This window comes from Thalassotalea agariperforans (genome assembly GCF_053470345.1).
This window is the reverse complement of the sequence record NZ_JBQMWH010000001.1, coordinates 258589-274784: the sequence shown is the minus strand read 5'-3', so window position 1 is coordinate 274784 and position 16196 is coordinate 258589. Positions and strand designations below refer to the sequence as shown.

Below are 16196 nucleotides of genomic sequence, written 5' to 3'. Positions count from 1 at the left end.
CTTAATGCTCTACGCTTAAACACTAAACCCAGCACTCGCTGGGTTTTTTATTATGATTGGCAGTAACTATCACCATGAAAATACCTAACTCAGTGCGCTTATGCTTCAAAAAAATCACAGCTGCTGATAGCGAATTACTTTTTCAATTAGATCAAGACCCAGAGGTAATGCGCTATTTAACCAATGGCCAGCCAACTTCCCGCACTACCATTAACGATGTTTTTATACCTCGAGTCGAGCAGTACTCAAATGCTGAAAAAGGCTGGGGCTTATGGCAAGTGCTAACCCGTGATAAGCATGAGTTTATTGGTTGGATTATTGTGAGGCCATTTAACTTCTTTCATGAGCAGCAAGAGTTTATCCGTGATGACAAGACCATTGAACTTGGTTGGCGCTTTAAGCAGTCAGCTTGGGGTCAAGGTTATGCGACAGAAGCCGCGGCGACTATTATGAATGAACTTGCTAAAAACCGAGCACATCAATATTTTTGTGCTACAGCTTTGGCTGAAAATACCGGGTCAATTAATATTATGAAAAAGCTCGGTATGCACTTTGTTAAAAACTACACTCACAGTGATAAGTTTGGTGAAAGACAAGCGGTATTTTATCAAACCACTTAAGGCAGATTGATGTGTAGTGAATTATTATTTCAAAAAAAGCTACATCAACCGATGTAGCTTTAATTTTGCTAAGTAAAAATACTTAATCAACTTGTGCTGATGATATTTAACAACGCTCAAACACAGTTGCAATACCTTGTCCTAAACCAATGCACATAGTGGCAAGGCCAAGATTAACATCTTGTCCTTCCATTAAATTAATCAAGGTTGTCGAGATACGAGCGCCAGAACACCCTAACGGATGCCCTAAGGCAATAGCACCGCCGTTTAAGTTAATCATCTCATCCAGCTTATCTTCAATACCTAAAGCGCGAACACAAGAGATCGCCTGGGCAGCAAAGGCTTCGTTAAATTCGGCAAGTTCAATATCAGCTAATGTTAAGCCCGCACGTTTTAAGGCTTTTTTCGTTGCTGGCACAGGACCAAAGCCCATGGTTGATGGATCACAACCAGCTACCGCCATACCACGAATTTTTACCCGCGGTGTTAAGCCCAACGCTTTAGCTTGTTCAGCAGACATTACTAACATGGCCGATGCCCCGTCAGACAACGCTGAAGACGTTCCTGCGGTTACCGTACCATTAACTGGGTCAAATACCGGTCGTAAGGCACTAAGTCCTTCTATTGACGTTTCAGGACGTATAACTTCATCATGCTCAATTAACGTAAGTGCACCCATGTCGTCATGACCTTGCATAGGTGAAATTTCGTTGGCCCAGCGCCCTTCTTGTTGTGCTTGAAACGCCCGTTGATGAGAACGCACAGCAAAGGCATCTTGTTCTGCGCGGCTTACCTTGTGCTGCCGGCCTAATAATTCTGCCGTTAAGCCCATGCTACCTGAGGCTTTTGAGATGTATTTACTTAAGGCGGGATCAAAATCAACATCGTACATCATTGGTACGTGCCCCATATGTTCAACACCACCAACAATAAATATATCCCCTTGCCCTGCCATAATATTAGTTGTGGCGTCATGTAATGCTTGCATCGACGAGCCACATAAACGGTTCACAGTCACCGCGCCAGTGGTTTTAGGAATGTCGGTTAATAACTGGGCGTTACGCGCAATATTAAAGCCTTGTTCTTTAGTTTGTTTAACATTTCCCCAAATAATATCTTCAATTAAAGCAGGATCTAAATTAGGGTTTCTCACTAATAATTGTTGCATCAAATGAGCCGATAACGCTTCAGCTCTAACATGACGAAAAACTCCACCTTTTGAACGCCCCATAGGGGTACGAATACAATCGACTATCACTACTTCTTTCATCTTCATCTCCTATTAAGCTTGTTGTTTATTAAGTGAAGTTTTTACATCTGTATTAAAATACGACTTTCCTGATGCAGCCATTGCACGCAAGCCATCGGTTACGTGATAAATTTCCCCTAAAGCGGCCAACTTATCCGCTTGTTCAATAAACTTAGTTAAGCCTAAGGTTTCTAAATAACGAATGGGCCCGCCTCTAAAAGGTGGAAAACCTAGGCCATAAATTAAGCCCATATCCGCTTCATAAGCAGTATCAACCACCCCTTCTTCTAAACAGCGGATCACTTCATTGACCATAGGGATCATTAAACGGGCGATAACGTCTTCCGGCGTAAAACTAGTGATTGGCTGTGCATGTTGAGCAATAAGGTCTTGCGCAACAGACGATACCGTTTTGCAAGGTTTGCCACGCTTGTCTTTACTGTGATCATAAAAACCACCACCAGACTTTTGCCCTAAACGACCCGCTTGATATAACTTGCTAACAGGGTCATTTTCTATTTTATGCATACGAGTAGGAAAGCCTTCTGACATAACGCCAGTACAATGATCAGCTGTATCAATACCAACAACATCCAATAACATTGCCGGCCCCATTGGCCAACCAAACTCTTTTTCCATCACTTTATCAACCGTAGCAAAATCAGCGCCTGCTAATATGAGCTGGCTAAAACCAGCAAAGTAAGGAAATAATACCCGATTAACATAGAAGCCAGGACAGTCATTAACCACAATCGCTGATTTTCCCATACCGCTTGCGTATGCCACCACCGCGGCAACCGTTTCATCGGAAGTTTCGCTACCACGAATCACTTCAACTAAGGGCATTTTATTGACCGGATTAAAAAAGTGCATACCACAAAATTTATCTTTACGTTTAAGATCGCTCGCTAGTAAATCAATAGAAATGGTGGACGTATTCGAAGTCAAAATAGCGTTAGCATTTATTTTACTTTCAACTTCCGCTAATACCGCTCTTTTAATTTTGGGGTTTTCAACTACGGCTTCAACGACAATATCGGCATTTACAACACTGTCGTAACTTAAGGTTGGGGTAATTTGATTTAACGTTTGTGCTAGTTTTTGGGTAGTAATACGCTCTCGTTCATGCAGTTTAGTTAATAAATCAGCCGCGGTTGATAAACCTAAATCAAGCGCCTGCTGATTAATATCTTTCATAATGATCGGCGTGCCTTTATAAGCCGATTGATAAGCAATACCGCCGCCCATAATACCGGCTCCTAACACCGCCGCTTGAGTGATGGGCGCAACAACTTGCTTAGCGGCCTGTTTAGCTTTTCCTTTAATAACTTGATCCGCTAGAAAAAGCCCTACTTGTGCCGTAGCTTCATTACTTCTTGCCAGTTTTGAAAAATTGATATTTTCAATTTTCATAGCTTCGCTGCGCGAACAGCTAGCTGCTTGTTCTAAAGTATTTATCATCATCACTGGCGCAGGATAATGTTTACCGGCTTTTGCCATTATCATGCCTTTACAAGTACTAAAAGACATCACACTTTCAATTTGGCTTAATTTAATTGGCGCTAATTTTGGCTGACGTTTAGCTTGCCAATCAAGTTTTCCGCTAATCGCTTGTTGTAAGGTTTTTAACGCCGCCGCTTTTAAGTTTTCAGGGCTAACCACCGCATCAACAACACCAACAGATAAAGCTTGCTCTGCTTTATGAGCACGACCCGTCGACATCCATTCCACGGCATTATCAACACCTATTAATCGTGGTAATCGCACTGTACCACCAAAACCAGGCATAATACCTAGAGTAACTTCAGGTAAACCAATAGAAGCAGTTGTATCGGCAATACGGTAATCACAACTTAAAATAAACTCGCAGCCACCACCTAAAGCAAAACCATTGATAGCGACAACCGTTGGTAACTTAATATCTTCTAAGGCGTCAAAGGTATCGGTTGCCGATTTAACCCAACTTACTAATTCAGTTTCAGGTAAAGCAAAAATATCAAGAAATTCATTTATATCAGCTCCAACAATAAAGTTAGATTTAGCCGAGGTGATCAAAACCCCTTTTGCTTCAGCACAGTTATTAATGGCTGCGATCGCCGCATTAAAATCAACAAATGTTGCTTGATCAAATTTGTTGACGGAACCTTGAGCATTAAAGTTAAACTCAACAATACCATCATCTAACAGCTCAACTGAAATGCTGTTGCCTTGATATAACATAGTTATCCCCTTTACCTTATTTGATAAACCTACCTTAATAGTAGTCCTTGAGTTTGCCTTGTTAAAAAAATAAATGCAATTTATTTAAACGACCGTTTGAAACTTTTGTTTTAATTAAATACTTATTTGAACTATTCAGTACTATGGCAAATAAATGTTAAACTAGCATTTGAACCACCGCGCTTTAAAAAGAGCTTATCAATGAAGCTATCCGCTAAATACCAACAACCTGAATATTTATTATTAGCCATGGCATTTATTATGCCTTTGATATTTTCAGTATGGATGGTGTTATTAAATAACTTTGTGGTGGAAAAGGCCGCTTTCACCGGTAAAGAAATTGGTATGTTACAAAGTCTACGGGAAATTCCCGGCTTTTTAGCTTTTACCGCCATCTATTTATTACTCTTTTTAAGAGAGCAAAAATTAGCCATTATTTCACTTGGCATCACAGCCGTCGGTGTCGCAATAACAGGTTACTTTCCAAGCGTTATCGGTTTATACATTACGACCATGATCATGTCGGTTGGCTTTCATTATTTTGAAACCGTTAGTCAATCGTTAACCTTACAATGGATTGATAAAGATAAAACCGCTCATTTTATGGGACGCATGTTATCAGTAAAATCCGCTGGTTCATTATTGGCATTTTCATCGGTCTGGCTATTAATGGAAAAAATGACTTGGAGTTATCAGTCAACTTATCTACTTTTTGGTGGTTTAGGCTTGGTGCTAACAATTTGCATGGCTTTATACTTTCAACAATTTCCGCAAGTAAACAGCCAACATAAAAAAATTATCTTACGAAAAAAATATTGGTTATTTTACCTGTTAACTTTTTTTAGTGGCGCGCGTCGGCAGATTTTTGTCGTCTTTGCCGGCTTTTTAATGGTAGAAAAGTTTCATTATTCCGTAGCTGATATCAGTGCTTTATTTCTCATTAATTATGTTTTTAACTGGTTATTCGCAGCAAAAATAGGAAAAATTATTGGTAAAGTCGGTGAGCGTAACGTGCTAATTTTTGAATATGTCGGCTTGGCTTTTTTATTTGTTGCTTATGGGGTTGTTGATAATGGCCACTTTGCTGCCGCACTTTATGTTATTGACCATTTGTTTTTTGCCTTAGCCATTGCGATTAAAACCTACTTTCAAAAAATAGCCGATCCAAAAGACATTGCCGCCACAGCAGGCGTAAGTTTTACCATTAATCATATTGCAGCGGTATTTATTCCAGCCTTGCTTGGTATGGTTTGGTTAGTGAACAGTGCGTGGGTATTCTACATTGGAGCAGGTTTTGCCTGTTGCTCATTAGCGTTGTCGTTCTTGATCCCGAAACACCCTCAAATTGACGTTGAATGGTCGTTTAAAGAAGCTAAAACGCTATAAACTTAAACTTGGTTCTAGTTAGGCTATATTCAACTTAATTAATCCGCAACATTAAAAAAGGAGCATCAGCTCCTTTTTTAATGGCGATAAAGTTAAAGTTTACTTCTTACTTTCTAAATAAGCTAAAAACTCATCTTCTGGCATTGGCTTAGCATAATAAAAGCCTTGTACTTCATGGCACCCTTGTGCAATTAAGTGCTCTTGTTGCTCAACGTCTTCAATACCTTCCGCGATCACCTTTAAGTTCATTTGCTTACCTAAGCTAATAATCGTATCGGCAATAATTGACTTACCTTCTTTAGCAATATCTATCACAAAAGAGCGATCAACTTTTAGTCTATCTAATGGTAATTGCTGTAAATAACTCATTGAAGAATAGCCGGTACCAAAGTCATCTAACGCAATATGAATACCATTCGCTTTAATTTTAATCAGTGAATCAATAACTACCTGCGGATCATCCATTAAAATACTTTCGGTAATTTCTAATTCTAAACGACTCTTATCGATCTGATGTTTTTCGGTAGTTTCAATAATAGAATCAACAAAGTTATTACGTCTAAACTGAGGGATAGAAACATTTACTGAAATACCAATATCATGATACCCCTTAGCTGTTAATGATTTTATCTGTAGACAAGCTTGGTCAATAACCCAGTCGCCAATATCAATAATTAGCCCCGAATACTCGGCTAAAGGAATAAAAACCGCTGGTGAAATAAATTGGCCGTCAGCCGTTTGCCAGCGCAATAATGCTTCGGCTCCCACCACTTTCCCCGTAGATAATTCTAACTGTGGTTGATACCAAAGCGCTAAACGGTTTTCAGCAAAATCGGTACGAAGCTGACGGATCATACTTAAACGCCATAATGTTTGCTCTTCCATTTCTTTGGCGTAATAAACATAAGAGTCGTGGCGTTCTTTTTTCGCTAAATTTAATGCAATATTAATTTGATTTAAAACATTAACACCACGAGCACCGGCATTTTCTTTGGTACAAAAACCAAAACAGGCATTAATTGGTAAATTCTGTTCGCCAGCGGCAAATGGTGCAATAAACAATTCAATCAACTTTTCTGGGTTAATAAGTTCTGCTGGCCCAATAATACCAAAAACATCGGCACCCACTCTGGCTAACTGGCAGCCTTTACCGAAGTGCGTTAATCGCTCCGTTACCGCCGTTAATAATTGATTACCAACATCTTGACCTAAGCCATCATTAATATCGCTAAAGTGATTAATATCAATTAACGCGGCCACCATATTGGTGCTAGTGTTTTGCGAAAAGTCATCTAATAAATTAACAAACTCTAAACGATTGGGTAATTCAGTTAGCCAATCTTTAAATGCTGCATTACTTAAACGTTGGAATAAATGAACATTTTCATAACCAATAGCTACATTTGTTAAAAACACTTCAATCAGTTGTTGTTCTAAAGCGGTTAACGGTTGGCTTAATTCAATATAAATAGTTGCTCGATAACCACCACTGGCTAAGAAAAGCGTAATAAAGGTATCGGTGATAATATGCTTTTTCTGCTGAAAACAGGTATTAATAGAAGAATTCGCTTGTTCATTTTTTAATACTTCAAGTTTTTGATTAACCATCACCGAAGACAAGCCGGTTTGGCCTAAAACATAAAAACTTAAATCATCAACTCCGTCAACAATCCCTTGTCCTCGCGCACAAAATAAGCTGGAGGTTGAATGGGTGATAATTTGTTTAAGCTGTGCTAACACACCATCGGCATAATCATGAACAGTATAAAATTCTAATAATTCAGAGGCTGAACCAATAATATGTTCAAGCCCTTTTTTATTTTGATTCACCGCATCTATTTGCTGATATGAGCGAATAGCGGCATAAACAGTAGTTACTAATTTTCGGCGAGTTAATTCTGTTTTAGTTTTATAGTCATTAATATCGTAATCTTTGATCACACTTTCTTCGGGTGCATAACCCGGCTGACCAGTACGCAGAACAATACGTATTTCTTCACGGCAGAGTTCTTCACGAATATATTTAACAACATTTAAACCCGCATCGTCAGTTTCCATAACAACATCAAGTAAAACGAGAACAATATCATGATTCTCAGCAATTAACTGGCAAGCATCTTTACCAGAATAAGCATGTAAATATTCTAATTTTCGGCCTAAAACGATTAAATCAGATAGAGCTAACTGGGTAACAGAGTGAATTTCAGGATCATCATCAACAATTAAGACTTTCCATATTTCACCATTACCTTCCTCTATGATTTCATCATCTAAACTATCGTCTATAAAAAGAAAATCATCATCAGTATGTTCTGTAGACTGCATACTTTCCTCTTTTAATTACGGCGATTTACCGTAATTAAGTCTCAAATGTTTGATTAAGCAATAAAAAATTATTAGTTAGTTATTTTATATTTGTCATTACATAATAAAGTCAGATGAATATTATTCAACCATTCAATTTTATTTCTACAACACTATATCTAAAAATATGCCAATTCTGTCGATAATACAAATAATTAAATCATCTAAATGCAGCAAATACTTGACCTGTTGTTATTAACAAACCACTATAAGTTTTAGTGTTCAACGACCTGTATTTTTTTTAACCTGCATTTAAGAGATGTATATGACAACGCCCGATGATAAATCAACTGCTGTAGTTGCTACCGAAGCACAAACAGATATTGTTCATACACAGGAAACTAAACATAAATCATCAAACACGGCTTCGTCACAACAGCAATTAATTAATTTAGCAAAAAGCTTTTCATTAGATGGTGGTTTATTACCCGAAGAAAAGCAAATGCCAATTGCCGAACGAGCTATTCGTCGAGAACGACTAATTTTGTTAAAGCAGCAACAAAATTTAGAAAGCATTATTAACAAAGCCATTAGCTATTGTAATGATGAAAACGCCGTCAATAAAACCGATCACGACTGGTTTACCAGCTTTATTCCTTTAGCTGAAAATATCAGTAACACAACCATGCAAGGACTTTGGGCCAAAATTTTAGCCGGTGAAATTTCTCGTCCTGGTACTTTTTCTTTAAAAGCGTTAAAAGTTTTTCGTAACATGAGTATTTACGATGCCAAATTATTTGGTAAAGCATGCTCTTTAGCTTGTCATGATAGTAAAAAGAAAAACTATCGTATTTTTGTTGGTAGCGCCCAGCAGCCGAGCTTATTTAATTTATTCGACAAACAGCGCCAGCAAGTGATTAACTTAAATAGCTTTGGTTTATCTTTTGGGGATATTTTATCTTTGGCAGAAAATCATTTAATTTTCAATCAAGAAAGTGAAACCCATTTATTTAACAAGAATGGCAGTTTAGCGATGGACTTTAATGGCATACCATTAATTTTTACGGCAACAAAAGAAAACTGTGTATTAAGCTTTTATAAATTCACTCCGGCAGGTACAGAGTTAGCAAGGTTAATAAATGATGTACCTGAAATGGATTATTTACAGAGTTTAAAAACTCAGCTCAGTCACCATTTCAGTATACAATCGAAAGAAAGTAGCGGTTAAATACCATCACCGTCAGTGTGCAAGCCACACTCACGTGCCATACCACCAAAGCGGGTTTCTTCTTCCGTCATTCCTAAGGTTAACGGTTTACTACTGTGAGTATCACCAACAGAAACATAACCTTCTTCCCATAACGGATGATAAGGTAAATCATGCTTAGTTAGATATTGATGCACATCACGGTTGGTCCAGTTAATAATTGGATGAACCTTATAATTTCCACGTAATGTTGAAATTACCGATAATCCTTTACGATGATCCGACTGTTGACGACGTACACCCGAAAACCAAGTATTAGCGCCTAATTCAGCTAAACCACGTTCTAGCGGCTCAACTTTATTCATGCGGTTGTACTGTTTTAATTCATCCAGTCCTTTATTCCATAATTCACCATAGCGCGCTAATTGCCATGCGGCACTTTCTTTGGCGCTATACACTTGTAAATTAAGGTTTAAACGTTCAGTTAACTGATCAATAAAACGATAAGTTTCAGGAAATAAGTGGCCTGTATCGGTTAGTAAAACCGGAATATCCGGTTTTACTTGCGTCAACATGTGCAACATTACTGCTGACTGAATACCAAAACTTGACGACAACACAAAGTTACCCGGCAAATTTTCCATCGCCCACTCAACACGTTCAACAGCCGATTTTTGTTCTAACTGTTCGTTCCACTGAGCAATGGAAGATTCCGACATAAGCGCCGAAACCTTGTTATCAACCGCTTGATTAGTCATGAAAATCTCGCACACTCACAATCACTTCAGCCACAATACCAGCACGAATAGCAAAATCACCAAAGCCTTCGCCAGCATTACGTTCTGTCGACCAACGAGCAACTAAGCCATCAATTTCAGCTAAAATAGTCGCTTCATCAATACCTTCTTTGTATAACTTAGGAATACGAGTACCACCCGCATTACCACCTAAATACATGTTGTATTTACCTGGTCCTTTACCCACTAAGCCAATTTCAGCCAACATTGCACGGCCACAACCGTTTGGACAACCGGTAACGCGTAAAATAATATGGTCATCAGCAACATTATGCTTAGCTAAAATACCTTCTACTTCGGTAACTAAACCTGGTAAATAACGTTCTGCTTCCGCCATTGCTAAAGGACAAGTAGGAAATGCAACACAAGCCATTGAATTTAAACGTTGGTTAGATACTGACGCATCTTTTAAACCGAACTCAACCGCTAACGCTTCAATTTTTTCTTTGTCTTCCGTTGGTACACCGGCAACAACCAAGTTTTGGTTGGCTGTCATGCGGAAATCACCTTTGTGAATTTTAGCAATTTCAGCTAAACCGGTTTTAAGTGGCTTACCTGGGAAATCTAAAATACGGCCATTTTCAATGAATAAGGTTAAATGCTGTTTACCGTCAATACCTTCAACCCAACCAAAACGGTCACCACGTTCGGTAAATTCGTATGGCTTGCTATCAGCAAATTCAACACCCGCACGTTTTTCTACTTCGGCTTTAAAGGTATCAGTACCAACACGATCTAAGGTGTATTTAGTTTTAGCGTTTTTGCGATTAACACGGTTACCCCAATCACGCTGTACAGTAACAACAGCTGCGGCAACATCTAAGGTTTTTTCTAGTGGGATATAACCTAAGTCATCGGCTTTACGAGGATAAGTAGACTTATCACCGTGTGTCATGGCTAAACCACCACCAACTAATACGTTAAAACCAACTAACTTGCCGTTATCGCTAATGGCAACAAAGTTTAAGTCGTTCGCATGCACATCAATATCGTTATGCGGTGGAATTACAACCGTAGTTTTAAATTTACGTGGTAAGTAATTGCTACCTAAAATTGGTTCTTCGGTAGTTTCAACTTTCTTTTCATCTAACCAGATCTCGGCATAAGCGCGAGTTTTAGGTAATAAATGCTCAGAAATTTTTGTTGCCCACTCATAAGCTTCTTGATGTAACTCTGACTCAACTGGGTTTGAGGTACATAATACGTTACGGTTTACATCACCCGCTGTCGCAATCGAGTCAATACCAATGCTGTTAAGCGTTTGATGCATTAACTTAATATTTGGCTTTAACACACCGTGAAACTGGAATGTTTGACGCGTTGTTAAACGAATAGAACCGTATTCAGTTTTTTCTTCGGCAAATTTATCAATTGCTAACCATTGCTCAGGCTTAATAATACCGCCAGGCATACGTGCACGTAACATAACGTTGTGCATAGGTTCTAATTTTTGCTTTTGACGCTCAGAACGAATATCACGATCATCTTGTTGATACATGCCGTGGAAACGAATTAACTGAAAGTTATCCGCAGTAAAACCACCGGTAATACGATCTTGTAAATCTTCTAAGATGGTACCGCGTAAAAAGTTACTTTCCGCTTTTAAACGTTCGTTATCGGCTTTTTTACCTTCTACGATAAGTGGGCCCTGACCCACTAATACTTCTTTATTTGTCGTCATTAGTACACGTCTCTTTGATAGCGTTTAGCACTTCTTAATGCTTTTAAATAATCTTCAGCTTCTTCAGAAGATTTACCTGATTGGCCAGCAATCACTTCAATTAAGGCCGTGTGAACATCTTTTGCCATACGGTTTGCGTCACCACAAACGTAAACATGAGCACCACGCTCTAACCATGCATATACTTCAGCGGCATGTTCTTTAATGCGGTGTTGAACATAAACTTTTTCTGCTTGGTCACGAGAGAAAGCCACATCCATTTTAGTTAACAAACCTGATTTTAAGTAGTTCTGCCATTCAACTTGATACAAGAAATCTTGGGTGAAAGTTTGATCACCAAAAAACATCCAGTTATCGCCACTTGCATCACAAGCTTCACGCTCTTGCATAAATGCTCTAAATGGCGCAACACCAGTACCTGGACCAATCATGATCACTGGCGTGTCGTCGTTATCAGGTAAGCGGAAGTTATTATTGTGTTCAACAAACACTTTAACAGAACCGCCTTCTTGTAAACGTTGTGATAAGAAACCTGAAGCACCACCAAAACGCGTTGCTTCACCTTCTTCATAACTAACCACACCAACAGTTAAGTGAACTTCTTCTTCCACTTCGGCTTGGCTTGAGGCAATTGAATATAAACGTGGTGTGATTTTACGTAAAGCATCAACAAATACTTGTGCTTTAACAGCTGCTGGCGCTGATTTAACAATATCAACAATTTGATGGTTAGCAGCAAATTCACGCGCAGCATTTTTATCTTCAGCTAACGCTGTTAATTTTTCATCACCAGACACTTCAGCCCAAAAGCTAATAAAGTTTGGTGCTGTTTGCGTAATTTCTAATTTTTCAACTAACGCTTTTTTCAAGCTAATAGTATTACCCGAAAGTAACACTTCTTGCTCAGCTTCTAACGATAACGCGCTAATTAACTCATCAACTAATGCTGGATCATTATCAAAATAAACCCCTAAAGCATCACCTGTTTGATAGGTTAAACCTGATTCACCTAAATCAATTTCAATGTGACGAACATCTTTAGCCGAATCACGGCCTGTGATCTTTTGATTGGTGGCTAATTCTGCGGTATATGGGTTTTCTTTATTGTATTGGCTTTCAGTCACAACTGAATGTGACGCAACCGCTACAGGTGCCGCAGTACTCGCCGTTAATTCATCTTTTAATGAATCGACAATTTTATTAACCCAAGCAGCGGCGTCTTCTTGATAATCAACATCACAATCAACACGATCATGAACACGGGTAGCACCTAACTCTGCTAAACGTGTATCGAAGTCTTTACCTGTTTGACAGAAAAATTCATAGCTGCTGTCACCTAGTGATAACACGCTATAATGTAACTTTTCTAACTTAGGCGCTTTTTTCGAGAATAAAAACTCATGGAACTCTATCGCATCGTCTGGTGCTTCACCTTCACCATTGGTACTAGCCACGATTAATAAATGACTTTCAGACTTTAACGATTTCGCTTTATAGTCTGAAACATTTTTAAAGTTCACTTGAATGCCTGCGGCTTTAGCAGCATCTGCTAATTGCTTAGCAACACCTTTCGCATTACCGGTTTGTGAGGCATATAATATCGTTAACGTGGCAGCAGCTTGAGGTGCAGCTACGGCATGAGTTACGGCTGATGAACCTTCACTTTTGGCGGCTAAATATCCGCTTGCCCATGCTAATTGCATTGGCGAGAAGGCACTAATAGTTTGCTGTAAAGATGCTAACTGATTAGCATCTAACGCTGTTTGATTTGAATTTTGCTGCTCTGGCAACATAAGCAATTTCACCTAATTTATTGATTGCCGCTAGGATACGCTGCTTTGTGCATAATTAAAAAGATTAGAAAACGATTTTTTATTCCATAATTGAATATAAGTATAATTAACTGTGCATTCATGAAATTTCATGCAATTTTTACTGAAATAAACCTCAGTCACCAAAGCTTCATTTTTCTGTCACCTAAGTGACATTTAGCCTTTCTAGGATAAGACTTAACGCTTCGTTATTCATGGATGAACCATGCCAACACAACAATACAATGCTTTATTCTTGTCGGATATTCACTTGGGTTATAAAGATTGTAAAGCTGACTATTTGATTGATTTTCTGCAAAATAATCATGCTAAAACCATTTATTTAATTGGCGACATTATTGATATTTGGTCACTAAAAAAACAATTTCATTGGCCTGCTAGTCATAATGCTGTACTGAGCTTGTTGATTGAAAAATCTCGCACCGGAACCAAAGTGGTTTATATCCCCGGTAACCATGACGAAGATTTAAAATCGTATTGGGGTGAAAAGTTTAACGACATTGAAGTGTGCAAACGCTACGAACATACAACACAAGGTGGCAAAAAGTTATTGTTATTACACGGCGATGATTTTGATGGTGAAGTCTGTTTTAGCAAACTTTCCGCCAAGTTGGGTGATACCTTATACGACTTCTTATTATTTATGAATCGCCACTTCAACCGTATTCGCCGCCGTTTTGGTTATCATTATTGGTCGCTTGCCGCCCATATAAAGTCAAAAGTGCCAAAAGCAAAAGAAGCCATCTCTCGTTATAAAAATGCCGCCGTTAAAGAAGCTAAAAAACTCGGATTTGACGGTATTGTTTGTGGCCATATCCACCACCCTGAAATTGATTGCATTGACGATATTATTTATTGCAACGATGGCGATTGGATTGAAAGTTGTACCGCGTTAGTAGAAACCACCAGTGGTGACTTAGAGTTAGTACATTGGTGTGAGCTAACGGTAAAACTGGCATTGGTGAGTAGCGAAGGCCAGCTGAACAAAAGTGCGGCTTAAACAATAAAAGAAAGCATTGTCATAAAAGTGGCATAAAAGTGCAAAAAAAAAGTCGCATTGATCTTTTAACGTATCAGTTAATTAAAACGAAAATTAGCGATAACTTATGTTCAACACAGATCAAGTCATTGAAGAGCAACTTCCTAAGATAAAAAATAACAAATTGTTATTTAAACCGGTTCGCTCTATCTTAAAATTTTTATTACATGAAAAAGAATGTCAAAGCTTTGCCGAGCAGTATCCACATTTGGAAGGTATTGACTTTGTTGAACAAGTACTTGATTACTTTGATTTTAGTTACTCCGTATTAGATAAAGAAAAATCACGTATTCCGTCATCAGGTCGAGTCGTGATAATTGCTAATCACCCCATCGGTTCTTTAGACGGCTTGGCGTTATTAAAATTTGTTAGTGATATTCGCCCCGACGTTAAAGCCATTGCTAACGATTTGTTAATGACCATTAAACCGTTAGAAAAAAGCTTATTGCCGGTTAACAACATGAAAGGCAATACTCCTAAAGAAAATCTCAATAACATCTACAGTTATTTGAATAATGATGGCGCTGTCATTATTTTTCCGGCGGGAGAAGTGTCGCGCTTAAAGCCTAACGGTGTTAAAGACGGACAATGGCACAGCGGTTTTTATCGCATGGCTAAAGCGACAAAATCACCAATAGTACCTATTTTTGTTGATGGTAAAAACTCGGCAATATTTTATTCCGCCTCAATGATCTACAAGCCATTAGCAACCATGCTATTAATGCGTGAAATGTTTAAACAAAAGAAAAAAACCGTAGCATTACGCATTGGTGAAGGTATTCCTTATGAAAATTATGCTAACGATAATTTACCAACCAAAACCAAAGTTAAACTTTTTCATAAACATTTATATCGCATAGCGCACAATAAAACCGGTATTTTTAAAACTCAATCGGCGATTGCCTTTCCCGAGCAAAGACAAACCTTAAAAAAAGCACTTAAGCAATGTCAGCACTTAGGCAGCACTAACGACGGTAAAGATATTTATCTTTATAACTATGATGAAAGCTCGCCCATTTTACGAGAAATAGGCCGCTTAAGAGAAGTTGCCTTTCGAGCTGTTGGCGAAGGCACAGGTAAAAAAAGAGATATTGATAAATACGACGCTTATTATCACCACTTAATTTTATGGGATAAAGAAGAGCTCGAAATTATTGGTGCCTACCGCTTTGCCGATACTAAAAAAGTGATCAATACCCAAGGTAAAGATGCACTTTATACTGAAACACTATTTAAGTATGAAAACGAAATGAATACTTACTTAGAACAAGGTTTAGAACTGGGTCGCAGCTTTGTTCAGCCAAAATATTGGGGAAAACGCAGTCTCGATTATTTATGGTTTGGCATTGGCGCTTTTTTAAAGGTTAACCCACAATTTCGTTATTTATTTGGTCCGGTCAGTATTTCCGATAGTTACCCACCAGCAGCCAAAGATTTAATGGTTTATTTTTATAATTTATATTTTGGCTACACCACCAAGGTAGCGGAATCAAATCAGCCTTATCAATATCAACAACCCGATCTGGCAATATTAAAAGCCAGTTTTAGCGGAGAAGATTACAAAGCCGATTTTGTGCAATTAAAACACCTATTAGCCAATATGGGGGTGAGTGTGCCAACCCTATACAAACAATATAGTGAGTTATGTCAACCGGGCGGCGTGCAGTTTTTAGCCTTTGGTACCGACCCTGAATTTCAAGACTGTTTAGACGGCTTAGTGTTAGTTGATGTGACTAAATTTACCGACAAAAAACGCGCAAGATATTTAGGTGAAGACTAAATTTAAACGCCTTACCATAGAGCTTGCATGGACGCAGGCTCTTATTTTTAGCTTCCCAAAACACACCAAAAAAAACTATAA

Annotated in this window: 11 protein-coding genes; 5 read left to right on the top strand and 6 right to left on the bottom strand. The window is 38.4% G+C overall.

What is annotated here, in order from left to right; all coding sequences use genetic code 11:
* Positions 1–74: 74 nt before the first annotated feature.
* The gene (locus ACSLUO_RS01275; RefSeq protein ID WP_448245505.1) at positions 75–620 is read left to right on the top strand and encodes a GNAT family N-acetyltransferase; all 546 of its coding nucleotides are present in this window, start codon (positions 75–77) and stop codon (positions 618–620) included.
* A 106-nt stretch (positions 621–726) separates the two neighbouring features.
* Here the strand turns inward: ACSLUO_RS01275 and fadA are convergent, their stop codons facing one another.
* Complete coding sequence (gene fadA / locus ACSLUO_RS01270) at positions 727–1890, bottom strand: acetyl-CoA C-acyltransferase FadA (protein ID WP_448245504.1); 1164 nt, start codon at positions 1888–1890, stop codon at positions 727–729.
* Positions 1891–1902: 12 nt separating this feature from the next.
* Positions 1903–4089 (bottom strand): fatty acid oxidation complex subunit alpha FadB, encoded by a 2187-nt coding sequence (fadB, locus tag ACSLUO_RS01265; protein ID WP_448245503.1) that lies wholly within the window; start codon positions 4087–4089, stop codon positions 1903–1905.
* Positions 4090–4290: 201 nt separating this feature from the next.
* Between fadB and ACSLUO_RS01260 the strand changes: the two genes are divergently transcribed.
* The gene (locus ACSLUO_RS01260; protein WP_448245502.1) at positions 4291–5475 is read left to right on the top strand and encodes an MFS transporter; all 1185 of its coding nucleotides are present in this window, start codon (positions 4291–4293) and stop codon (positions 5473–5475) included.
* Positions 5476–5574: 99 nt separating this feature from the next.
* Here the strand turns inward: ACSLUO_RS01260 and ACSLUO_RS01255 are convergent, their stop codons facing one another.
* Positions 5575–7800 carry a bifunctional diguanylate cyclase/phosphodiesterase gene (locus ACSLUO_RS01255; RefSeq protein ID WP_448245501.1) on the bottom strand — a complete coding sequence of 742 codons (2226 nt, stop codon included), beginning with the start codon at positions 7798–7800 and terminating at the stop codon, positions 5575–5577.
* A gap of 304 nt (positions 7801–8104) precedes the next feature.
* On the opposite strand from ACSLUO_RS01255, the gene ACSLUO_RS01250 reads away from it, so the two are divergent.
* A complete protein-coding gene (locus ACSLUO_RS01250; RefSeq protein ID WP_448245500.1) occupies positions 8105–9007 on the top strand; it encodes a TIGR03899 family protein in 903 nt (300 codons plus the stop codon).
* Here ACSLUO_RS01250 and ACSLUO_RS01245 read toward each other — a convergent pair.
* Genes ACSLUO_RS01245 through ACSLUO_RS01235 form a run of 3 tightly spaced genes read right to left on the bottom strand, consistent with a single transcriptional unit; the run spans position 9004 to position 13257 of the window.
* Complete coding sequence (locus ACSLUO_RS01245; protein WP_448245499.1) at positions 9004–9705, bottom strand: phosphoadenylyl-sulfate reductase; 702 nt, start codon at positions 9703–9705, stop codon at positions 9004–9006. The genes ACSLUO_RS01250 and ACSLUO_RS01245 overlap by 4 nt on opposite strands.
* 31 nt (positions 9706–9736) lie before the next feature.
* Positions 9737–11464 (bottom strand): assimilatory sulfite reductase (NADPH) hemoprotein subunit, encoded by a 1728-nt coding sequence (gene cysI, locus ACSLUO_RS01240; protein ID WP_448245498.1) that lies wholly within the window; start codon positions 11462–11464, stop codon positions 9737–9739.
* Positions 11464–13257 carry an assimilatory sulfite reductase (NADPH) flavoprotein subunit gene (locus tag ACSLUO_RS01235; RefSeq protein ID WP_448245497.1) on the bottom strand — a complete coding sequence of 598 codons (1794 nt, stop codon included), beginning with the start codon at positions 13255–13257 and terminating at the stop codon, positions 11464–11466. The genes cysI and ACSLUO_RS01235 overlap by 1 nt, the downstream gene beginning before the upstream one ends.
* A gap of 244 nt (positions 13258–13501) precedes the next feature.
* On the opposite strand from ACSLUO_RS01235, the gene ACSLUO_RS01230 reads away from it, so the two are divergent.
* Both ACSLUO_RS01230 and olsF read left to right on the top strand, forming a co-directional pair.
* Positions 13502–14296, top strand: a complete 795-nt coding sequence (locus ACSLUO_RS01230; RefSeq protein ID WP_448245496.1) for a UDP-2,3-diacylglucosamine diphosphatase — start codon at positions 13502–13504, stop codon at positions 14294–14296.
* Between the two features lie 106 nt (positions 14297–14402).
* Positions 14403–16115 (top strand): bifunctional ornithine lipid synthase OlsF, encoded by a 1713-nt coding sequence (olsF, locus tag ACSLUO_RS01225; RefSeq protein ID WP_448245495.1) that lies wholly within the window; start codon positions 14403–14405, stop codon positions 16113–16115.
* Positions 16116–16196: the final 81 nt, after the last annotated feature.

What these genes read in the sequence shown, in the direction of transcription:
- ACSLUO_RS01275 (WP_448245505.1), top strand. Translation starts at nt 75, where the DNA reads ATGAAAATACCTAACTCAGTGCGCTTATGCTTCAAAAAAATCACAGCT.
- fadA (WP_448245504.1), bottom strand. Translation starts at nt 1,890, where the DNA reads ATGAAAGAAGTAGTGATAGTCGATTGTATTCGTACCCCTATGGGGCGT.
- fadB (WP_448245503.1), bottom strand. Translation starts at nt 4,089, where the DNA reads ATGTTATATCAAGGCAACAGCATTTCAGTTGAGCTGTTAGATGATGGT.
- ACSLUO_RS01260 (WP_448245502.1), top strand. Translation starts at nt 4,291, where the DNA reads ATGAAGCTATCCGCTAAATACCAACAACCTGAATATTTATTATTAGCC.
- ACSLUO_RS01255 (WP_448245501.1), bottom strand. Translation starts at nt 7,800, where the DNA reads ATGCAGTCTACAGAACATACTGATGATGATTTTCTTTTTATAGACGAT.
- ACSLUO_RS01250 (WP_448245500.1), top strand. Translation starts at nt 8,105, where the DNA reads ATGACAACGCCCGATGATAAATCAACTGCTGTAGTTGCTACCGAAGCA.
- ACSLUO_RS01245 (WP_448245499.1), bottom strand. Translation starts at nt 9,705, where the DNA reads ATGTCGGAATCTTCCATTGCTCAGTGGAACGAACAGTTAGAACAAAAA.
- cysI (WP_448245498.1), bottom strand. Translation starts at nt 11,464, where the DNA reads ATGACGACAAATAAAGAAGTATTAGTGGGTCAGGGCCCACTTATCGTA.
- ACSLUO_RS01235 (WP_448245497.1), bottom strand. Translation starts at nt 13,257, where the DNA reads ATGTTGCCAGAGCAGCAAAATTCAAATCAAACAGCGTTAGATGCTAAT.
- ACSLUO_RS01230 (WP_448245496.1), top strand. Translation starts at nt 13,502, where the DNA reads ATGCCAACACAACAATACAATGCTTTATTCTTGTCGGATATTCACTTG.
- olsF (WP_448245495.1), top strand. Translation starts at nt 14,403, where the DNA reads ATGTTCAACACAGATCAAGTCATTGAAGAGCAACTTCCTAAGATAAAA.